This is a genomic window from Streptomyces sp. NBC_00887 (assembly GCF_045207585.1).
Window position 1 is genome coordinate 9,687,829 of sequence record NZ_CP108788.1, and the last position, 20,887, is coordinate 9,708,715.

The 20,887-nt window shown below is 67.7% G+C and carries 14 protein-coding genes and 2 pseudogenes; 11 read left to right on the forward strand and 5 right to left on the reverse strand.

Annotation, left to right across the window (positions count from 1 at the left end):
• The first annotated feature begins 235 nt into the window (after window positions 1-235).
• The 3 genes from OG844_RS44185 to OG844_RS44195 all read left to right on the forward strand — a co-directional run bounded on the left by OG844_RS44185 (window position 236) and on the right by OG844_RS44195 (window position 4,940).
• On the forward strand, window positions 236-2,137 hold the full coding sequence (locus tag OG844_RS44185) for an FAD/NAD(P)-binding protein (protein ID WP_406387543.1): 1,902 nt from the start codon (window positions 236-238) through the stop codon (window positions 2,135-2,137).
• Complete coding sequence (locus OG844_RS44190; RefSeq protein ID WP_406387542.1) at window positions 2,138-3,364, forward strand: putative PEP-binding protein; 1,227 nt, start codon at window positions 2,138-2,140, stop codon at window positions 3,362-3,364.
• Between the two features lie 725 nt (window positions 3,365-4,089).
• Window positions 4,090-4,940 (forward strand): IS5 family transposase gene (locus tag OG844_RS44195; protein WP_406387540.1). Its coding sequence is split into 2 segments (ribosomal slippage): window positions 4,090-4,441 and window positions 4,441-4,940, totalling 852 coding nucleotides; the frame shifts between segments, so codons are not numbered across the junction.
• A gap of 593 nt (window positions 4,941-5,533) precedes the next feature.
• Here OG844_RS44195 and OG844_RS44200 read toward each other — a convergent pair.
• The 5 genes and pseudogenes from OG844_RS44200 to OG844_RS44220 form a co-directional block, all read right to left on the reverse strand.
• Complete coding sequence (locus tag OG844_RS44200) at window positions 5,534-5,827, reverse strand: hypothetical protein (RefSeq protein ID WP_406387538.1); 294 nt, start codon at window positions 5,825-5,827, stop codon at window positions 5,534-5,536.
• A gap of 174 nt (window positions 5,828-6,001) precedes the next feature.
• Entirely contained in the window at window positions 6,002-6,154 is a 153-nt protein-coding gene (locus OG844_RS44205) for a hypothetical protein (RefSeq protein WP_406387537.1), read from the reverse strand.
• Window positions 6,155-6,281: 127 nt separating this feature from the next.
• A pseudogene (locus OG844_RS44210) lies at window positions 6,282-7,082 on the reverse strand (ATP-binding protein); the annotation flags it as partial.
• Window positions 7,083-7,500: 418 nt separating this feature from the next.
• Window positions 7,501-8,247 carry a helicase associated domain-containing protein gene (locus OG844_RS44215; RefSeq protein WP_406396377.1) on the reverse strand — a complete coding sequence of 249 codons (747 nt, stop codon included), beginning with the start codon at window positions 8,245-8,247 and terminating at the stop codon, window positions 7,501-7,503.
• 9 nt (window positions 8,248-8,256) lie between these two features.
• Window positions 8,257-8,448: pseudogene (locus OG844_RS44220) on the reverse strand (helicase associated domain-containing protein); the annotation flags it as partial.
• A 1,770-nt stretch (window positions 8,449-10,218) separates the two neighbouring features.
• On the opposite strand from OG844_RS44220, the gene OG844_RS44225 reads away from it, so the two are divergent.
• The 8 genes from OG844_RS44225 to OG844_RS44260 all read left to right on the forward strand — a co-directional run bounded on the left by OG844_RS44225 (window position 10,219) and on the right by OG844_RS44260 (window position 20,730).
• Entirely contained in the window at window positions 10,219-13,068 is a 2,850-nt protein-coding gene (locus OG844_RS44225) for a CRISPR-associated endonuclease Cas3'' (RefSeq protein WP_406396378.1), read from the forward strand.
• A gap of 369 nt (window positions 13,069-13,437) precedes the next feature.
• Complete coding sequence (casA, locus tag OG844_RS44230; protein WP_406387533.1) at window positions 13,438-15,033, forward strand: type I-E CRISPR-associated protein Cse1/CasA; 1,596 nt, start codon at window positions 13,438-13,440, stop codon at window positions 15,031-15,033.
• Complete coding sequence (gene casB / locus OG844_RS44235) at window positions 15,033-15,626, forward strand: type I-E CRISPR-associated protein Cse2/CasB (protein ID WP_406387532.1); 594 nt, start codon at window positions 15,033-15,035, stop codon at window positions 15,624-15,626. The genes casA and casB overlap by 1 nt, the downstream gene beginning before the upstream one ends.
• Entirely contained in the window at window positions 15,620-16,804 is a 1,185-nt protein-coding gene (gene cas7e / locus OG844_RS44240; RefSeq protein WP_406387531.1) for a type I-E CRISPR-associated protein Cas7/Cse4/CasC, read from the forward strand. The genes casB and cas7e overlap by 7 nt, the downstream gene beginning before the upstream one ends.
• A complete protein-coding gene (gene cas5e, locus OG844_RS44245; RefSeq protein WP_406387530.1) occupies window positions 16,801-17,613 on the forward strand; it encodes a type I-E CRISPR-associated protein Cas5/CasD in 813 nt (270 codons plus the stop codon). The genes cas7e and cas5e overlap by 4 nt, the downstream gene beginning before the upstream one ends.
• Window positions 17,595-18,278 carry a type I-E CRISPR-associated protein Cas6/Cse3/CasE gene (locus OG844_RS44250; protein ID WP_406395920.1) on the forward strand — a complete coding sequence of 228 codons (684 nt, stop codon included), beginning with the start codon at window positions 17,595-17,597 and terminating at the stop codon, window positions 18,276-18,278. Before cas5e ends, OG844_RS44250 begins: the two co-directional genes overlap by 19 nt.
• A 15-nt stretch (window positions 18,279-18,293) precedes the next feature.
• Window positions 18,294-19,934 (forward strand): Mu transposase C-terminal domain-containing protein, encoded by a 1,641-nt coding sequence (locus tag OG844_RS44255; protein ID WP_406387529.1) that lies wholly within the window; start codon window positions 18,294-18,296, stop codon window positions 19,932-19,934.
• The gene (locus tag OG844_RS44260) at window positions 19,921-20,730 is read left to right on the forward strand and encodes an AAA family ATPase (RefSeq protein WP_406387527.1); all 810 of its coding nucleotides are present in this window, start codon (window positions 19,921-19,923) and stop codon (window positions 20,728-20,730) included. Before OG844_RS44255 ends, OG844_RS44260 begins: the two co-directional genes overlap by 14 nt.
• Window positions 20,731-20,887 lie beyond the last annotated feature (157 nt).

Here is a 20,887-nt window from a genome sequence, read left to right on the forward strand (position 1 = left end):
CCGGGGCCGCACAGCTCCGGAGCCGACTGGGAGACCGGCCGCGGTTGCCCATCGAGACCTCGGCGCCCCACAGGTTCGGGTATCGTCTGCGCCACAATCATGGAAGCCCTTGTGTGCCCCAAAAGTCATACCGGGCAACGAAGTTGACTTTCAGTCAGGCGGCTTGCGGTCGGTACGCGGCGCCGGTGGTGGACTGCACGACCGGGCGCCCTTGGTCCAGCGGGGAGGCTTCTTCATGAGTCGAACGGGTGTGCGTCCCAGAGTTCTCGTCGTAGGGGCAGGCCTGGCCGGCACCGCAACGGCGATCCGGCTGCTCCACTTCGCGCGAAGACCTCTGGAGATCGTCCTGCTGGAGCGGCACCCCGACTACCGCTCCGCAGGTGTCGCCTACCACCGCGACGGCAACCCCTGGGACCACGTCTTCAACATCCAGGCCGGCCGGATGTCCGTGTTCCGGGAGGACGTCCTCGACTTCATCCACTGGGCCAACCAGGAGGCCGACCGCCGGGACTGGCCGCAGCGCTGGGCCGCCCAGAAGTTCACCGAACAGGGCCCGGCCCCCCGCCGCCTCTTCCAGGACTACCTCCACGACCGGCTCGCCGAGGCCACAAAGGAGTCCTGCCCCGGCGTCGTCCTCGTCGAAGCGGACGGCGAGGCGCTCGACATGCAAGCGTGCGACCGGGGCTTCGAGGTGACGCTCGGCGGCCTCGCCGCCCACGGAATCGAAGGTCTGCGCCCCGGACCCGTGGCGGACACACAGCTGCTCCAGGCGGACCACGTCGTCCTGGCCACCGGGCTCGAACTCAAGGAGCCACCCTTCGCGGCCGAGGCCGCCGGGCACCCCTCCTTCGTGCGGAACCCGTACTCCGCGACCGGAATCCGTAAACTCTCCCAGCTGCCGCCCGACGCAACCGTGGCCATCGTCGGATCGGTGCTGAGTGCCTACGACTCGGCGGGCCTGCTGCTGCGTAACGGCCACACCGGGCGGATCCACCTCATCTCCAAGTCCGGGACGATCTTCCGAACCTACCCCGGCACCCACGAACACGGCGTGCTGTGGCTGCCCCGCCCCGACACCCTGCTCGAGCCCTACCGCGACCGCGAGGAATTCCTCGCCCGGGTCAGGGCCGCATGGCGAACGGCCTGCTCGACGGTCCGGGAACAGCACCCCGACATCGCCTCCGTGATCGTCTCCGAGCGGATCGCCAAAGCGTGGGAGCCGTACCTCCCCGAGGTCATCGAACGCATCCCGACAAACGAGCTGCGATGTCTGCTGGACGAGTTCGCCACCACCATCGCAGCCCTGCGCGTCGGTGCGGTGGAGTACACGATGGCGATCATCGAGCGCGCGATGCACCCCCAGGACGGGCGGGTGGAACTGGTCGTCGGAAGGGTGCAAGCGATCACACCCGCCCAGTCGGGGGGGCTGCTGGTCTCGGTCGCCGCGCAACACGAGCGACACAGCGTCGAAGCCGACCTGGTGGTATCCAATTTCGGCAGGGAGTTCGACTACGAGAAGGTAGAACAGCCACTCTGGCGAAACCTCCTCCAAAAGGGCCTCGCGGTCCCTCACGCACGCACCGGGCGCGGCCTGGAGGTCGATGAACGCGGAACTCTGCTGGACGCCGACGGCCAACCGGCCGGCCCCGTCTCCACGGTCGGCGTGCTGCGGGAGGGGGACGAGATCGTCCGGCACGGCCGAACCGGCGCGTTCGCGTTCAACCTCGCCGCCATCAAGAACCACTCGGTCTCCGTCGCCGCACACGTGATCGAGCAGCTTGAACTGCGGCTGGACGGCCTGAACGACATCGCGGCCCAGCATCCCCGCTACCACAGCCTTGTCAGCAACCCGGAGGAAGCGGACCGGGCGGCGCTGGAGGAGTCTGTGTTACTGGAAGTGCGGAGGCTGGCCACACGTGAGCGAAGGGAAAGAGAGGCACTCGACTCCCGCTTGAACGCGAGCATCCGATCCCTGGGCGGTCTCCCGACACTTCCGGCGGACATCTCCCGGCACGACCGCCTGATGAGGGCGGCCGTCAACCGGGTGGCCGTCGAACGGCTCAACGACGTCTCCGTGACGCCACGGCAGCTACGTCGACAACTGGGGATAGGGAACGCCGAAAATCCGGAGGGCTAGTTGAACGGGAACGGGCGACGGATTCTGGGAATTCTTCTGGCCGGCGGCACCGAAAGCGTGCTGCAGGGCACCTGTAACCGGACAAGAAGTCCACGCGAGGGAACCATCCTCGTCGCCCCCTCTCTCGAAGCCGGGCTGTATGACGCCATCGTGGCCGCCCGCGCGGTGGTGTGCGGCTCCGGCGGACTCACCGGCCACATGCAGTCGCTGTGCCGAGGCAGAGGGATACCCGTGCTCCGCGTCGACGAGGCGGACCTCGCCGACCTGGTCGGCGAAGTGACGCTGTACCTGGAAAGCGCGTCGATCGTTGTCGGACCGGAAACGCCCTCGGAGCCCGAGGCCGACAGTCCCACACTGGATGACCTCGGCTCGGCGTGTGCGGTGATCGCGGACCTGCAGGACATCACCACCATCAACTCCTGCGGACCGAACGCCGCACGCGTCGAGTCCTTCTTCATCCGCGAGGAGTTTCTCTGCCTCGCCCTGAGCCTGAGCCCGCTCGACGCCATGGCCGGCGGACCCGCCGACATCACCGCCTACGGACAGGCCATCGCAGAGCGGCTCTGCGGCTTCGTCGAGGCGCTCCTGCCCGGCCAGCGGCTGGTCCTGCGCATGCTTGACCTGCGCTCGGACCACGCGGCCGACGTCACAGAAACCGCCCCCGTCGCGGTCGAGCCCAATCCAGAGATGGGCATGCACGGCGCACGCTGGCTGCTCGGCTCCGTCGCCTACCGCGAAGCCCTGCACGCTGTGCTGGCAACCCTGCGCAAGCGCCTCGGCGACGACGCCGACCGCGTACAGCTCTCGGTGCCGTTCGTCAGCGACGAGACCGAGTTCGCCCAACTCAGAGCGCATCTCGACTTACCCGACGGCGCCCCCCTGTCCGCGTTCATCGAGACACCCTCCGCAGTCCACGCCACCTCGGCGATGTGTGCCGCCGGCGTCAGTGAACTGTTCGTCGGCATCAAGGACTTGGTGCAGTTCTATCTCGCTGCGGACCGGGGAAACCACTTGGTCGCAGACTCCTACCGCACCCGCCATCCGGCCGTCCTGGACGGTGTGCGCAGGGTCGTGGAGTCTGCCCGTGCCGCAGGCACCCCGGTACGCGTCTTCTCACTGGCATCGGACCTTGACCACTACCTCAAGAACCTACCGACGCCCGACGGCTACATGATGTGTACTGCCGAACTCCAGCAGATGCTCCTGCCACCCCCCTCCCGGACCTGAGCCCCAGACTGTCCTTCCCGGGGCGTTCCCCTCCCGGGGAACGCGTGGCACCCCCCCACGACACAAGAACAGGGCTGCACCTGATGTGGGCGCAACGCCGCTTCGAGAGACGGGGGTCGCAGTCGCGACGGGCGGCGAGACCGATGGGCGGCGAGGCCGATGGGCGGCCCCAGCCGCCTTCGCCTGCTTCTCCTCTTGGAAAACGAAGCGGTCCTCATCGCCCATCGGAAGGCAACGCCCGCCTACCGAAGCGCTCCAGGCCTGAACAGGCGAATCGAACTCCGGAGCCGTCCAACCAGCAAAACCGCACTCCCCACGGATGGTTGGGGGCGTCCGGAATTCCCGCCAACACCTGATGATCTGCGGGCTCTTGTCACCGAGGGTTCGACACCGTCATGTCAGTGGGCGAGTATCGAACTCTCAGCTGTTCAGTGACTTCGTGGGCGAATTCCGCTGCTGTCAGGGACACCGAGCAGGTGCTGACAATCTTTGGCGTTGATACGGGTCAAATTGGTCGCAGGTTCGCACAGCGGGGAGCGCGTTGCCGCTGGTCAGGAGTGTGTGCGGGCGATGCGCCGCGGTGTCGGGGGCCGTGGGAGGCGGCGCACCGTCGCCTTCTACCAATGGTGGCCGAGTGTGTAGCAAATCCCCTGTGCGGTGAGGCGGAGTCGTTCACCGCCCTAGGGCCTGTCTTCAAAGGCTGTTGATGGGGCATCATGTGACGCATGGTGCGGCGGCATGAGCTCTCGGACGACGAGTGGGACGTTCTGTCGGGGCTGCTTCCGCGGACGGGCACGGGGCGGCCCCGGCGGGACGACCGGGTGGTGCTGAACGGGATCGTGTGGAAGCTGCGGACTGGTTCGGCCTGGCGTGATGTGCCGGAGAGGTATGGGTCCTGGCGGACGTTGTACACACGTTTCCGCAGGTGGGCGCTCGATGGCACGTTCACGCGGATGCTTGAGGCCGTTCAGGCTCAGAAGGATGCGGCTGGGGACGTTGACTGGCTGGTATCGGTGGACTCCACGATCGCCCGCGCTCATCAGCACGCGGCCGGCGCCCGTAAAAAGGGGCAGGTCCCGCAGAAACGGCACACGCTCACGCCCTCGGACGATCCCGTGGCGGACTGACGACCAAGATTCACCTCGCCTGCGACGGCCGCGGCCGTCCGCTCGGCTTTGTCGTCACAGGCGGCAACATCAACGACTGCACGCAGTTCGAGCAGATCCTTGCGCAGATCAGGGTCTGCCGTCCAGGCCCAGGTCGACCGCGCAACCGGCCTGATCATCTCCTGGGTGACAAGGGATACAGCAGCCGAGGCATACGTAACTACCTGCGGAAACGCGGTATCCCGCACACCATCCCTGAACGGTCGGACCAGCAGGAGAACCGCCGCCGTCGAGGCAGCAACGGCGGCAGGCCGCCCGCGTTCGACAAGGAGCGCTACAAGCAGCGCAACGTCGTCGAGCGCTGCTTCAATGCGTTAAAGCAGTACCGGGCCATCGCCACCCGTTACGACAAAACCCGCGAATCCTACGAAGCGGCACTCACTATCGCGTCACTCCTGATGTGGATATGACCCTTTGAAGACAGGCCCTAGGCCGTGATGAGTGGGAAGAATGGACTGTCCGATGCACGGTCCTTGAGCTGTCCGCGGACGCCGCCGGTGCGTACGAGGCAGCGCGCCCAGGTCGAGAGGGGGCAGAGCCGGCATCTGCGGTGGGCTGCGTGGTCGTGGACTTCGACGGCGACCGCGGTTTCGTTGACGCCGATGCCGCGGATCAGCGCGAGCCCGCTGATGTCTGCCCCCGTGACCGCGCGGACGGCCAGCGCTGCCGCGTACAGGGGAGTGCGCCACCGTGGTTAGCCGTGCGGCGAGGACGTCTGCCGGTGCGCGGTCACGATCTTGCGCGAACGGTGCGCCATTTGTCGGCACGAGCGCGGGGGCGCCCTGGCACGGGGCACGTTTCGGACGGTCCGTCACCACGCCCTGCGACCACACCGGGGAGGTGATCCACTGCGCCTCGCCCGGGCTGGAGGCCGGTCCCGTGATCGCTTGCTGTCCGGCGCCTCGCGTGCCGTCCGGTGAGTGGCCCATGGTGCGGTCCAGGACCGCACGGGCCAGAGGGAGGGTGTCGACGAGGCGGTACGGGGTCTGTTCGAGGAGCGTTCTCAGGGCAGGGCCGGCCGGTGCAAGAGAAGGCTGACGCGGATGCCGCAGCGTTCGCGCAGGGCGAGTAGTTGATGCCGGCGGGCGGTGGTGAGGCAGTCGGTGCGGCAGACGATGAGATGCCCGATGCGGTGGGTGAGGATCCAGGCGGCGACCACGTCCAAGGCGGGGCGCTGGGAGCCGGCCCACGTCCCGTACGTCTCTCCGCCATGAGGGAGTCCCCTGCCCAGGGCGTGGAGCAGGTCGTGGACGAGGGCGGCGGGTGCTCCGATGGCAGAACCGGGGTCGACGCTCACACGTCCCAGGACCAGGTCGTGTGCTGCATGCGCGGCGACCGTCCAGCTGGAGTGGTCGTCCTCGCCGACGAGGACAGTGACGGCCGGGAGGACACCGCCTGCACCACATGCCGCCGATCTTGCTGAAGACCCAGCGCACGAGGTCTTCGTCGACCTGTCCGAGGTCCAGTTCCCTCAGCCGCCCAGGATGCAGGTGGTGATGCCGGCCCAGTCGCGGAAGCTGCCGTGGACGGCCCGTTTGGCGACCGCGTCGACCAACGCGGTCGCCACCTGTGTCCAGACGGGGTGGAAGGCAGGGACCGTCCCCCTCACTTCGTCCTTGGACATGCGGGTGAACTCCTGCCAGATGAAGATCCTGGATGCCCGCATGCGGTTCGCGGCGCAAGACCTTGCAGCAGCCGTCGCCCCCGGCGAAGACCACGGCGATGCTGGTGCGTATGCCGTCCCACAGATGGCGCCAGAACTCGAACCCGGCCATCTCCATCCACTGCGCCTCATCACAGACCAGGACCCAGAACTCCTCGGCGAGCACCTCCCTGAGGAGGGTGTCGAACCCGATCGGGCGGGCCGGCGGCTCACCGGGCAGCCCCAGCGCCTGGAAGAGACCGTATCGGATGTCGCGCGGGGCCTGCCCGGCCCGCAGCTCCAGGCGGTGGGACAAGTCCGGGCCGAGATAACGCAACGCGGAGTTCACCGACATGGCCCTGCCGGATCCGGCCGGCCCGCAGACGCCCATCATGGCCCTGGCCCCGATGACGGCCCCGACGTTGTCCCGAGTGGTCAGCAGCGTGCCCGTGCCGACCAACTGGGCCTGCTCCAGGCCCAGGAAATGGCCTACGCTCCCGCCGGACAGCAGCCCGTAGTCCAAGTCAGCGATCATCAGCTCCGTCCTCATCACGAATGGGTGTGCGCGAGGGCCCGGGGCGGACACAGGTACCGGGTGCGGGGCCGTGCGGAACCAAGTCAGGACCGGCCGGCGCACGGCGGTCCGTCTGCGCCGCCACCCCCAGTTCCTCCTCGGCCTGCGCGGAGGTCGAGGCAACGCAAGCCGTCCGGCGCACTGCCGAGGCAGCGTTCCGAGCGGCCGACATGGAAGCCGCTCTCCCCGGCCTGGATGACGCGATCGACACGCTCGCTGCTCATGCCCGGCCCGGTCCTGAGCCAGAAGCGAACGCTGCGAGGGAGGGCTCTCATTGAGCAAGGGCAGGCCGACCCAGGCATTACCGAGCCGCACGCGGTCATCGAGCGCGGCCATCCTCTGTCCGCACCGCGCGCAGGGCTGGATTGCCAGCGCTCTCCACAACACCGATCGGTGCGACGAGCCCGAGCCGTACCTCCTCCAAGCGGCCGACCGGTTGGACGAAGAACGAGCGCCACACCAACGCAGGCACCTACCAGGCAAGGCCGGCTACGGACTCTGCTTGATCCGACAGAGGCGTGAGTCCGAGGGCAAGCGCAACTGCCAGAAGGTCATTGCACAAGCTGAGCGAAGGGGCGACGACGAGTTCGCCGAGGCCACTCGCAGGACGCTCACAAGGATCTTGGAAGAGAGACCCTGAACCGACGACACGCCGACGGAGACGGATGCCGATTGCGGAACAACAGGTACGTGAACAGCAACGCAACAGGCTACCTACAGCCGTGTACACGCCCGGGGCGTGTGAAAGGGGCATTTACGCCCACCTCATGCCGATCGCGGAGAGCCGCTCCACTCGCTCAGGTGCCAGCGTCGCGGCCCGGGACCGCTGGTTACCGACCCAGGCGCCCAGCCGGACCTCCCGCTGCGCCCCGTCCTCACCGTCGCCGACCACGATGGTCTCGACGTGCTTGCGCGGTACCCGAAGGTGCCCCTCGCGCTCGAAGAACTGCCGGGCGGCGGCGAGGTGCAGCGCCCATTTCTCGGCCTGGCTGGCCCTCGGCCTCGGCTTCTCGTCCTCGGTCGCGGGCGTGACCCCGAGGACCTGCTCGCACATCCACTGCTGCACGGTCGTGAGCTTGTCCCAGCCCAGCCGCTGCGCTCGCACCCACCGCCCGAGGTCCTCGCCGCGGTGTACGACGACGCCCGGCTCGGTGGGCAGTTCGCCGCCAACCTCCTCCAGGTGCAGGCGGGTGAGGTGGAAGGCGCGCTGCCATTCCACCGGCCAGGCCGGGCACCAGGACGGATCGATCTCCTCCAGCTGCTCGCGCCGCTCCTCCGACAGGGCGCCGGCCCGTGACTCCACCGGCAGCCCTTCGGCCCGGCGCTGTTCGAGGTCCTGGGCGCGCCGGGCGGCGGCGCGGGCGTTCTTCAGCCAGATACCGACCTTGTACCCCTGGTGGGCGGCGTCCAGCGGGGCCAGGAGGTGGCCGTGTTCCGCCGCCCATCCACGGGCGGCGGACACGCCCTCCTCCCACGCGACGTCGAAGTGGGACCAGACCATGCCGAGCTTCTCCAACTGGGCGACACGGCCCTCGTCCATGTCCCCGCGGGCGTAGAACCTCCTGGCGTCGGCGGTCCACTGCCCCAGCGGGAAATCGGCGAGCGAGGCCGGCCACCCGACCTCCGGCACGCGGTATGTGAACGGCACACGCAGGTCGCCGTGATCGCGGGCATAGATGACGGCGGCCTCCACACCGCGCCGCCAGTGCTCGTGATGACTAGCACTCCAATGTCTTCAATACTTGCTTGAGAGTGTCCGCCGACTCGGCCTGCTGACCTGGCGGATTGGGCAGAGTCCATGGACGGGACGCGCGAGTGTCAGGGGACATTGTGTGCAATTGCCCAGGACATTGGGATGCAAGCCCAAGTAGACGCTTCTCTGACCACTGGCGAGGGATGGGCTGCCGGAAGAGAACATTCCTCGCAGTGATAGTGGGGGATCCGAGTGGCCCGACTGCCCGCCGACGACGACAAGGAAGCAGCCCCTCGGGCGTGGGGGTGAGGCTGAGGCCGGCGCCCTGCTGAGTGCCGAGACGGAAGCAGCCCCACCGGCGTGGGGACGAGTGCTCTGGGCCGTTCCTGAGCCACCCGGGCGGAGAAGCAGCCCCACGCGTGGGGACGAGGTCTCTGCCGATGCCGGGAGACTTGAGGAGCTGGAAGCAGCCCCACGCGTGTGGGGACGAGGTTGAGCAGTGCGGGTCGCCCTAGCGCATTCGGAAGCAGCCCCACGCGCGTGGGGACGAGACCTTCCCGGTCCGCCACCGCGTTCTCACCGGAGAAGCAGCCCCACGGGCGTGGGGACGAGACGTAGCGGCCGCAGTTCGGCCATGCCCCCGCCGAAGCAGCCCCACGGGCGTGGGGACGAGGGTTCATGGGCGTCCAGCGCGGCGAGCGCGCTCGAAGCAGCCCCACGGGCGTGGGGACGAGGCTTGCTGACCTGGGAGGATGCGGAGCCGCAGTCGGGATTTCCTTCACTTATGACAGCACCGGACCGTATAGCCCTGCAAGCTCCTTGCCCATTTGCTTCGCCTCTGGGGGCGTTGGTGGATCTTCACGGTCCTCGGATCACGGTCGGATGGAACTGTGGCTGCCGGACGTCACGTCCGGACCTGGGATACAACCTCGCCTGCGTGGCGGTGATTTGCTCGCTGAGGTCAGGGCGATTGTCGTGGGCGACCGAAGCTCGCACGGCGTCCGGGTGTGCCTTACACCTGTGGGGAAGCGGGGCACATCTGAGGGATCCGCTGCTGAGCCGTGCCAGCCCCACGCACATGCGGGGCGACTTGGTCGAGCGGATGCTGCCCATCGAGGAAGCAGCCCCACGTGTGTGGGGACGACAGCCATGCCTTGGGCGCGGAGAGATAGGCCGCGGAGTCAGCCCCACGCGTGTGGGGACGAGACCGCCCTGGTGAAGGCTTCGGCTGAAGAGGGGGAAGCAGCCCCACGCGTGTGGGGATGAGAGAGAAACCCCAGCCCGGAGGTGCGAAATCTGGAATCAGCCCCACGCGCGTGGGGACGACCCCCCGCGGTTCGCAGCGAGGTCAGCGCCCTACCGGAGTCACCCCCCCCCGCGAGTGGAGAGGAGGCCTGCTGGAATTCGGAGACGCTGTGAATTCTCCTTGTGGCAATAGCGAACCATGGAGCTGCCCAAGGTCCAGTGTTTTGCTGGCTGATCCGCACTGCGCGACAAGTGTGTCTCTCGAGATCGTTTGTTGAGGTATTTGCCGGTTGGGAGGTTGTTGAACTTCCTCGTTTACGGTTCGTGGATCCTTTGTCGCACGGATCGTTGGCGTGGCGGTGGTCTGAGAGTGGTCTTCACTAGAAGGAGGTAATTCGCTGCTGTGTTTGTCAGTTGCTGAGACTGGAGTGGGTAGTCAGCGGTGCGAGCCCACGAAGGCAGCGTGACAGTGACGGGAGTGTGGTTTGTGTGGGGGTGGTTGAGGACGGGCGGTTCGGCGGTCTTCCGTTATGCGTGTGGGGGAAGTTCATTCAGAGGTTCCGACTCGGGTATCCGGTGCTCTTTCACATGCTGGATGTTGCCGTGGTGGCGGGGGAGTTGTGGGACAAATACCTGACGCTTCAGCAACGCCGGTTGATCGCGGACGGCCTGGGGCTTGGCCTGGCTGACGCGCGGAAAGTGGTTATGTTCTGGGCGGGCTGCCATGACCTGGGCAAGGTCAGCCGTTTCCAGGAGTGCGAGCCGGTCGGCTGGGCGCGGGTGAGTGACGAGCTGCGCGCGGACACTGGCGGCTGGCCCCTGATGCGGCATGAGCGGGCATCGATGCACGCGATGGCGCAGATCCTGGCCGAGTTCGGCTACCCCCTGAGCGGGAACGCGAGCCCCGCGGTCCGGGCCGCTCAGATTATTGGCGGGCATCACGGCTGGTTTCACCAGTGCGATGTGCGCGGCTCAGCCAGCAGCGCCGGAGTCCAAGCCGAGCTCGGCGGACCGCTCTGGCAGGAGGTGCGGTTGCGCTATGCGGCGCAGGTCCGGCACTTGACCGGCGGCAGCGCGGTTCCGTCACAGGTGTCGGTGCCGGCGGCTGTGCTGATCTCAGGGCTGGTGATGGTCGCGGACCGTCTGGCGAGCCAGCCGCACGTGTGGGTGCCCCGCGCGATGGCCCCGGCGTTCGGAGCAGCAGAGCACTACGCCGCGGCCGGCAGGCCTGCGTCGCCGATGGCGGACGAGTCCTGGGCTGCACAGATCGTTACTGACTCCGGCCTGGAGCGTGTCGATCTCCCGCCGGCTTCGTTCACCACCGCTCACCCGCATCTTGAGCACCCCAACCAACTGCAGGAATCGGTCATACGGCAGCTCGACCCCGTGATCGCGGACAGGGGTACGGGAATCCTGGTTGTCACGGACAGGACCGGAGCAGGTAAGACCGTCACCGCACTGGAAGCGCAGCGGATCTTCAACCACCACTGCGACACGAGAGGCGCGGCGATCCTGCAGCCGTCCACTGCCATCGCTGATGCCCTGTACGAGACGCTTGTGACGTACGTGGCCGCACACCGGCCGGAGCGAGCACCGGTCACCCTTGTCCACAGCCACAGCTACCTGAATCCCGCCTACACCGACCACGCCCTGGCCAGGGCAGGGCAGCTCACCCTGGACGAGTACTTCACGCCCCGCCCCGGCATCCATGGCCGGCCCGAGCACAAGGTGACCGTGCCCGATCCGTGGCTGCGCGGATTCGACCGTGCCCTGCTGGCCCAGTTCACCGTCGCCACCCTCGACCAGGCACTGATGGGCGTCCTGCCCAGCCGATACAGCGCCCTGCGGATGCTGGCCATGTCGGGCCGCACCGTCATCATCGACGAAGCCCACTCCTACACCCCGTACACCCTCACGCTGATGCAGCGCCTGGTGCACTGGCTGGGCGCGTTGGGCTGCCCGGTTGTGGTGCTTTCAGCGACCCTCCCCGCAGAGCAGTCCGCCGGCCTGATCCGTTCCTACCTGTCCGGAGCCGGCCACCCGCCCGCAGACCTTGCGGAACGCGACTTCACGGTCCCCTATCCCGGCTGGCTGTTCGCCGCTGCCCACGACGCCTCTGCAACGCTGATGGATGAGAAGACGCGGCAGACCCACATCCGTGAGCACCGCTCCACCGCCTCGATCAGCCTGACCGACGTCACCCACCAGCCGTATGGAGACCCAGACCGAATCGCTGACACGGACGGGCGGCTGCAACGTATTGCCCGCGAGGTGGAACGGGTGGCCGAGCACGGCGGATCCGCCGCAATCCACACCCAGACCGTTGCCGAGGCCCAGGACACCTACCGCTACCTGCGCCGGGCCTTTGAAGCAGCCGGCATGGCGGCAGGAGAAGAGCTGGTTCTCCTCCACGCACGCTTTCCCGGCCATCAACGGGAGCCCCTCACCCGCCGGATCTGCGACGTGCTCGGGCCACGCGGCCGACGGCCACGCAGGCTGATCGCGGTGACGACCAACCTGCTGGACATGGGCCTGGACATCGACCTGGACGTCCAGGTCAGCGACCTTGCATCCTTGCACCGGCTGCTGCAACGCATGGGCCGCCTATGGCGGTTCGAATCCCTTTGGCGCGACCACGACCCTCACGGCCTCGATGCCCGAAGGCCGACGTGGGTGCGTAAGCAGGGCCCGGTGATGACCGTGCTCAACCCCGTCGAGGACGGGCGCACCGCTGTTCCTGACGGATGGCTGACGGGGGACACCGAGTTCTGGATGCACCGCACCGCAGCCCTCCTGTCTGCCTCCCACCCGTACCAGGTGAGACTGCCCGAAGACGTGCCCGACCTCGTTCAGCAACTCCACGCCCCGGCGCAACACCCCGCCCGCGTGCCGGATGCTCTCGCCGACCTGTACACCGCGCATGTGGCCGCCGAACGGCACGCCACGTACCTAGGCGCCACTCAGGCCGTTCCTCCACCAGACAGGGTCGGCTCCCTGGCCGACCTGCACCGCCGGCCGACCACTGCCGGACAGGCCGCCACGCGCGACGGTGACCGTCCCCGCCGCCTGCTGCCATGCCACGTTCAACCCGGTGGCCGCCTCACCCTGGATGCCCACGGAAATGTTCCGCTGCCACAAGGGCCGCGCCTCAAACCGCACGAGATCCGTCGCCTACTCCAGTGCGCCGTGCCCGTACCCGCAGCGTGGGTGCAGCAAGCACCCGACCAGGACGCGCCCAGGCCGAAGGCATGGACGGAGCATCCTCTGCTGTCGGATCTGATCCTCCTCGCACACGATCCCCAACACCCGGGCCCGGTCTGCTTCGGCCGGCATCAGCTGCACATGGATCACGAACTCGGCCTGGTCCACCGCATCCTCACCTGACCGTACCCAACCCAGTCGAGGCGGCCCGGACAACTCTCGGCGCCCACAAGTGCGCAGTCCCGGGAAGCTGCCAGCACAGCGCACGCGCCACCGCACGGAAGGCTGCCTCTGGCAGCTGAACACACGCTAGCCGCAAGAGGAGCCAACATCCGGGGAGTTGTGCGCCAGGCGCACGTCAGACTGCGCGCGCTACCGCTGGATTGTGTGACAAGAGATCGTTCGCTGTCCGGTCAGCCTTCGCGCGTGCTGTGCTGAACAGGTCCGCAACCTCTGTGCTCCGGGCCATCCGCCTTCGGCAGCTGCTGCCCGCCCCCTCAACGCCGCGCACCCGCCCGATCCCCTGCTCCGCCCCGACCGTCTCCCTTTCCTTTGGACAGGGGACCAGGGCTGTCGAGAGGAGGCCTTGCGATCACCCCCCGCTACTGTCTCGCCGAACGCCCATGGATCCCGATCCGCTCCGGATCCCATCACGACGGGCTGGGCCTTTCAGGCGTGTTCCATCACGCCCACGAAATCGAGGACCTGGCGCTGCCGATCCCGCCGGCCGAGTCCTCACTGTGGCGGATCCTCACCGCGATCACCGCACGCATCACCGGCCTCGACCGCCCGGACATGACCCGCAACGAATGGCACACCAAACGCGCCACGCTCCTGAACAGCCGCAGCGGATTCGACACGGAGGCGATCGACGCCTACCTCACCTCATATGTCTGGGACCTCTACGACACCGAGCGGCCCTTCCTGCAAGACCCCCGCCTCCCGGACCAATGCCGGGAAGCAGCCGGCGTGAACGCACTCGTTCACGGACGCCCGTCCGGGAACAACTTCGCCTGGTTCTCCAGCCACAGCGACACCCGCCCCCACCCCGTACCCAGCCACGAAGCAGCCTGGCACCTGCTCATTCACCACTACTACGGACGCGCCGGACGATGCTCCGCCCGCACCGTCGACGGCATCACACAAGCCGACCTCCGCGCCGGCCCCGTCAGAGGAACCATCTCCTTCCACCCCCGTGGCCGCACCCTGTACGAATCGCTGCTGCTGCACCTGACGCCCTACCAGGGAGACAACCAGCCCGAAGACGACCTGTGCCCCTGGGAAGCAACGAGCCCGCCCCACCCGCTCGACCCTCCCGCAGCCGTGACCTGGCCCGGAGGCGTGCTGACAGGCCGCTCCCGCCACGCCCTGCTCCTGGTGCCCGACGGCGACGGCAGCCACGCCGTCAACGCTTTCCTGACCTGGGCCGCACCCCATCGTGGCCTGCCGGCCACCGACCCCTACCTGATCATCCACACCGATCCGAATAAGCCCGCCGAAACACGCGACAGGCCCCGGCGCGCCGACGCTGACCGGGCTCTGTGGCGGGACCTGGACACTCTGCTGCTGGCAGGCGATGAGACGCACAACGTCCGGCGCCCTGATGCCTTTGCACACCTCAACGAACTGCCCGAAGAGGTTGCCAAGCACCTGACCGTCCGGGTTCACGGCTTCGACCAGGAAGCCAAGACGAAGGACCGCGCCTGGTACACCGCGGTCACACCGCCGATCTGGCCGTGGGCGCAGGAGAACGACCCGGCGATGGCCAGCCGGATCGCCGAGTGCCGCCGGGCGGCCGAAACCCTGGCCGCCGTACTGGCACGCGCCGCTGCCCAGGCGTGGCGCGAGACCGTCACCCCGCCCACTGGAAGGGCCCGCACACCGGGCAGACGCGGGGATACAGCCAAGCCCCTATGGACGAGGCAGGCCCTGGCCCACTACTGGCCGCGCGCTGAGCAGATCTTCTGGAACCTCGTCGAACAGCACCCCGAACGCCCCGCGTTCCAGGTGTTCGCCTTCCTCGCGGCCGACATCCTGCGCCAGGTCACCGCTCCGGCCCTGGCTCATCACTGCGGCGCTGGCCCCGCCCTCGCCCGCGCGATCGCCACCATCCGCAAAGCATCCGCTCCCCGTCCCAAGGACCCTTGATGAGCCTGACATCCGTCGAACGCCGAACTCACTACGACAAGTTCGTTGCCCAGGTCCGCGACCTGTGCACCACCAACCGAATCCGGGCAGACCTGGCCGGAAGCCGAGGCCGCCGCGTGCAGCAGTGCACCAAAGCCCACCCCTACCTCAGCAAACTCACCCACGCCCACGGGGCCAGGCGCGCGCACTACACCGTTGCCGCCCTCATCGCACTCGAACCCCCCGCCCGCAACAGCACCCCACCGCCCGAGAAACCGGACGACGACGCCGACCAGGGGCCGGCGTTGTGGCACCGAAGGCCCAACCTCGGTGCCACCCTCGCCACCGCAGCCGCACGCCGCCCCGTCAGCGCCGTCGCCTGGGGAGAGAAATTGCAGCTCCTGTCCCGCCTGTCCACCGACGTCCTGCACCCCCGCCTGCCAGGGCTCGCCGACCAGCTGCTGCAGGCCGGCTGTCGACCCGACTGGGCTGTCCTCCTCAACGACCTTGCGTGGTGGGACCACGACCGGCCAGCCGTCGTCAGCCGCTGGATGGACTCCTTCTACCTGGCCCTGCCTGACGACGCCCCGACCCTCGACCCCCGGGAATGGTGATCATGCGCGCCCGCTACCTGGATCTTCACATCACCCGCAGCCTCCCCTTGGCCAACACCAACCGCGGAGAGTACGGGGAACCCAAAACACTGCTCCTGGGCAACAGCACCCGCGGAGCCATTTCCAGCCAAGCCATCAAACGCGCAATCCGTATGGAAATCGAGGACGAACTCGCCGAACCCGCTGTCCGCACACGCAGGATCCCGCCCCGCGTCATCACCGCCCTGAAAACGGCGGGCTGGCCCGACGACCTTGCGGTCTTCGCCGGAAGGCAGATTGCCGGCAGCGCGATCAAAGGCGGCCTCAAGACCGACCCGACCAAGGGCCACCGTACCCAGGCCATGATCTACACCGCCGAGAAGGGACTCCTCGAAGACCTCACCGCGCTGTGCACCCGCCACCGCGCCCAGCTCGAAGACGCCCTGGCCGCCACCCTCAACGGCTCCGCCAAGAAAGGCAGAAAGAAGCAGGAGGAAGCCGAGCCGCCCAGCCTGCTTCCGATGAAGGACATCGGTGAGATCCTCGCCCGCCGCACCGCCTGCATCGGCCTCTTCGGCCGTATGCTCGCCGGCCATGAAGCCAGCAGCGTCACCGGCGCCGTTCAGGTCGCCTGGGCCTTCACCACGCACACCAGCGACTTCCAGCCGGACTTCCTCACCGCCAAGGAGGACTGGCCCGCACCCGGCGACACAGGAAGCGCCCACCTCAGCACCGCATTCCTGACAGCCGGGGTCTTCTACTGCTACACCACCATCAATATCCCCGGCCTCACACACAACCTCGACGGCGACAGCAAACAGGCCCTCGAGCTCCTCGCCATGTACATGGACGCCTTCATCATGACCCTTCCCCAGGGCAAGGCCACCTCCACCGCCCCCCACACCCTGCCCGACACCGTCCACTACACAGTCCGCGACCGCCGCCCTGTCTCCTATGCCGCCGCATTCGAACAACCCGTGCGCGCCGCCACCGCGGGGGGCTATCTCACCCCTACCCGGCACGCCCTCGCCGCCGAGGCGGCCCTCACCGACCGGCTCATCGGCACCCGACGACGCATCGGCCACGGCCACGTCACCGCACACCCCACACCCCTGGACCACCTAGGCCCCCACCACGACAGTCTCGACGACCTCATCGCCTCCGCCGTCCGCGACGCCGCACTACCGCCAACCCCATGAGCGCCCACAGCGGACTGCTGCTGCGACTCGCCGGCCCCCTCAGCGCCTACGGCACCCAAGCCGCGTTCACCCACCGCGACACCAACATCCACCCGACCCGCTCCGCAGTCATCGGCCTGCTCGCCGCAGCCGCCGGCCGCCCCCGCAACCAGGTCCTACACCCCTTCTCCGACCTGCCAGGCCACCCCACCTACCACGACCTCACCCTCACCATCCGAATCGACAAGCCCGGCACCCTGCACACCGACTACCACGTCACCGGCGGCGGCTACCCCCGACCCATGTCCCTGCGCACCAGCACCGGCAACCACCGACCGCCCAGCGGCTCCGCCCTGCCCTCCCACCGCATCTACCTCGCCGACGCCGCCTTCACCCTCGCCCTGACCGGTCCGCCCCACCTCATCGACACCATCGCCGACCAACTCGAACACCCCCACTACGCCCCCTACCTCGGACGCCGCGCATGCGTCCCCGACGAACCCCTCGTCCTCGGCAAGCCCCTCACCGACCCCGTCCACCACCTTCTGCACCACACCCCCCTCACCCTGCCGAACCCACCCCGCCCAGACGCGGAAACCGTCCCCGTCACCGTCGTGTGGGAACAGCCCCCCACCCACACATCCGCCGCGCGTCCCTACGAACTCACCGACCAGCCACGCGACTACACCCAAGAAACCCGTCAGTACTCCCGGCGCCGCCCGTGGCACACCACCGAACACCTCCCAGCCCACCTCTACGCAGGACGCCACCCCCAGACGGCTCTCGCCGACTACCTCGAACGGGAACCCTCATGCACCAAGCGCGCCTGACCTGCATCCAGCTCAACCTCGCGCACCCCGCCGTACGGCGCGACCTCGCCGACTACGTCGGGCTGCACAAAACACTCATGCGCCTGGCCACCCACGACCCCGACTGCGCCCACCCACGCCGAGCCGCCGGCCTGCTGTTCCGACTGGAGCACGAGCACACGACACCCCTGCTGTACGTGCAGACCACCGCATCACCCCAACTCGAGCACCTGCCCCCCGGCTACGGCGACGCCCGCACCATCGACCTCGCCCCCGTCATCCACCGCCTGACACCCTCCATGCGCGTGCGCTACCGCATCATCGCCAACCCCTCGACCCGCATCGGAAAGAACCCGCCACGCCGCCATCCCGGCCCCAGTGGCCGACAGACCACCCCCGCCACCCCCCTTCGGCGAGGAGCAGTCGTCGCCCTTCGCGGCCCCGACGCCCTCGCATGGTGGCACCGCCGCGCCACCCAGGCCGGACTTGCCCCCGACACCACCACCATGGAACCCCGCAACTTCCGACGGCCCCGGAGCGCCGGACCCGGCCCCTTCCACCGCCTGGTCCAGTTCGACGGCACCGCGCTCATTACCGATCCACAGTCACTCGCCACCGCACTCGTCAACGGCATCGGCCGCGGACAGTCCTACGGCGCAGGACTGCTCTCCCTCGCCCCCGCATAGCAATGGAACACACCGATGGCAGCCCAACCCACCCCGGACACCAGGCCCCAGCGACAAGCCGCGATCAGTAACCTCCTCCACCTGCAGCAGACCGGGAAACTCACCACCGATGACAAACGACTCGTCGCCCGCGCCTTCGGCCGCAGCACCAAAACCATCGACCGCTGGATCGAAAACGCCCTCTCCCACGACGGCACCTACACACCCCAGCCACGCGACTGCCTGCGGCTGACCCCGCAAATCCACGACGCACTCGCCCGCTGGTGCGGAAACACGGCCGCCGCCTACCGCGAACTCGCAGACGAGGGCCACCTCGACATCCCAGGCAAGCCAGGACGCCGCTACTCCTACGCCACCCTCCACCGCACCATCACCCGGGAACTCGACCCCGGACACCTCGCAGGTCTCAAGGGCGGCGAAACCGCACGCCGCCGCTACGACGTCCACAACACCCGGGAGCGGGGAAACCGCAACGATGCCTGGGAAGGCGACCATAAGACCGCCGATGTCCACGTTGGTCTCAACAACGAGGTCATCTGCCCCCACATCACATGGTTCGCCGAGGCGGCTACCGATGCCATCTGCGGAGTGGCGATCACGCCCCACTCCCCGTCTCGCGAAGCGATCCTCGTTGCTCTGCGCTCAGCGATCCTCAGAGGCCGCCACCACGGCCCTTTCGGCGGTGCCCCCACCCTCATCCGCATCGACCGTGGGAAAGATTTCCTGTGCGAAACCGTCGAAGAAGCACTTGCCGCCTTCTGCATCCGACGCGTCGACCTGCCTCCGCGCCATCCCGAACTCAAAGGCACCATCGAAGCAATCAACGACGCAGTCAAAGACACACTCTTCGCCGGACTTCCCGGCTACACCGAACGCCCCACCACGAAGCCAGGACGAAGCAAACGCCCGCCCATAGAAGACCTTTTGACCTTCGAGCAGTTCGTTGGCCTCCTGCTCAAATGGGTCCGCTGGTGGAACTACGAACACAAGATCCGCAACCTCGGCAACAAAACGCCCGCACAGGCCTGGGAAGACGACCTGACGATCATCAGGGACATCCCGCCCGAGGCACTGCACACCTTCACCCTCGAACCCGCCCGCAAGACCTTCATCATCCAAGGCAACGGCGTCCACTGGGACAACAAGATCTACCTCGACGCCTGGATGAACGGCTGCGTCGGCAAGAAGGTCGCTGTCCGCTTCATGCCCCACCACGACCAGCGCATCGAACTCACCGACCCCAAAACCAGCACCTACCTCGGCCCCGGCTTCAAACAAGGCGTCCCAGACCCTGACGCAGAACAACGCCGCCACGAGCTGTTCAGAACCCGCAAACGATCAGCCGCAGCTCTCAGACGGCGACTGGAGAAAACCGAAGCCAGCCTGCGCAAGCGCTACAGCGCCGTCACCGACACAACCCCGCCAGTCCTCCTCAGCCCCACCATCGCCAACCTCTCCACACCACACCCGAAGCCACCCCCACAAGACGCCCTCCGGGATCTGCCGCAGCCCACCACCTCCTGGGAGACCGCCCCCGACGGCATTCCGCGACCGCAGTTGCCAACCCAGCCCGCTGCCAACCTCCCCGCACCCACCTCCTCCTGGGACACCACCCCCACCACGGACAAGGACGCAGACGGACATGCACGCCCTTAGCCCGCCCTCACCCGAAGACCACCACCTCAGCCTGCGCGGAGCCACCCTTCGCCCCACCCGCGCAACCCGCCTCACCGCAGCACACCTGAAAACAGTCATCAAAGCCAACGGCATGATGTGCATCCACGGCGCGGTCGGCCTCGGCAAAACCCTCGCAGTCAACACCAACCTCTACGACCTCGCCGCACACACCACCCTGCGCTTCCAGTACCCGCCCGGATACCCCCTCAACGACTTCAGGGCCGACCTCGCCGAAGCCCTCGAACTGCCCGAAGACCTCCAACCCGGCCACCGCACCACACAACGCCTGATCAAAAGCACCCTGGCCGCCCAACCGCGCATCATCGTCCTCGACGAAGCACAAACCCTCAGCAACCTCATCCTCGAATACATCCGCGACCTCTGGGCCGACAAACAGACCCACCTCGCCGTCGTATTCGTCGGCGGAGAGAACTGCTACCAGCGCATCCGCAGCCGCGCCGCACTCGCATCCCGAATCTGCCTATGGCAGCAATACGCACCCCTGCGCCCCGACGAAGTCGTCGACACCATGCCGAACTACCACCCCGTGTGGGCCGACGTGTCACCCCAAGACCTGCTGTGGGTCAACGACCTCGCCTGCCACGGCAACTTCCGCAACTGGGCCACCCTCACCTTCCACCTGCAGGAAGCCATCGACGACCCCGACCGCGAGGACTCATCCTTCAGCCGCAAACTCGCACGCGCCGTCCTCGCCGACATGGACTCCACCGACCGCTCCTACAACGACCACCACAACAGCAGCGGATACATGTAGGAGAGACAACGAGCCGGCTTCCACACCGGAGCACAGGTACGTCTGACGTCCAACTGATTCGATGCGCAGATCATCCCCGAAGTGCTGGGGCTTTCAGGCGCCCCCGCCGGGTCGATTTTTGACGTCTGCACTCCCGTGCGATGGCTCTGACGTGCGG

Excerpts from the sequence above, each read along its gene's own strand:
- OG844_RS44250 (WP_406395920.1), top strand. The coding sequence starts at position 17,595 with ATGCACCAAGCGCGCCTGACCTGCATCCAGCTCAACCTCGCGCACCCC.
- OG844_RS44215 (WP_406396377.1), bottom strand. The coding sequence starts at position 8,247 with ATGGTCTGGTCCCACTTCGACGTCGCGTGGGAGGAGGGCGTGTCCGCC.
- cas7e (WP_406387531.1), top strand. The coding sequence starts at position 15,620 with ATGGTGATCATGCGCGCCCGCTACCTGGATCTTCACATCACCCGCAGC.
- cas5e (WP_406387530.1), top strand. The coding sequence starts at position 16,801 with ATGAGCGCCCACAGCGGACTGCTGCTGCGACTCGCCGGCCCCCTCAGC.
- OG844_RS44255 (WP_406387529.1), top strand. The coding sequence starts at position 18,294 with ATGGCAGCCCAACCCACCCCGGACACCAGGCCCCAGCGACAAGCCGCG.
- OG844_RS44260 (WP_406387527.1), top strand. The coding sequence starts at position 19,921 with ATGCACGCCCTTAGCCCGCCCTCACCCGAAGACCACCACCTCAGCCTG.
- OG844_RS44205 (WP_406387537.1), bottom strand. The coding sequence starts at position 6,154 with ATGTCCAAGGACGAAGTGAGGGGGACGGTCCCTGCCTTCCACCCCGTC.
- OG844_RS44185 (WP_406387543.1), top strand. The coding sequence starts at position 236 with ATGAGTCGAACGGGTGTGCGTCCCAGAGTTCTCGTCGTAGGGGCAGGC.
- casB (WP_406387532.1), top strand. The coding sequence starts at position 15,033 with ATGAGCCTGACATCCGTCGAACGCCGAACTCACTACGACAAGTTCGTT.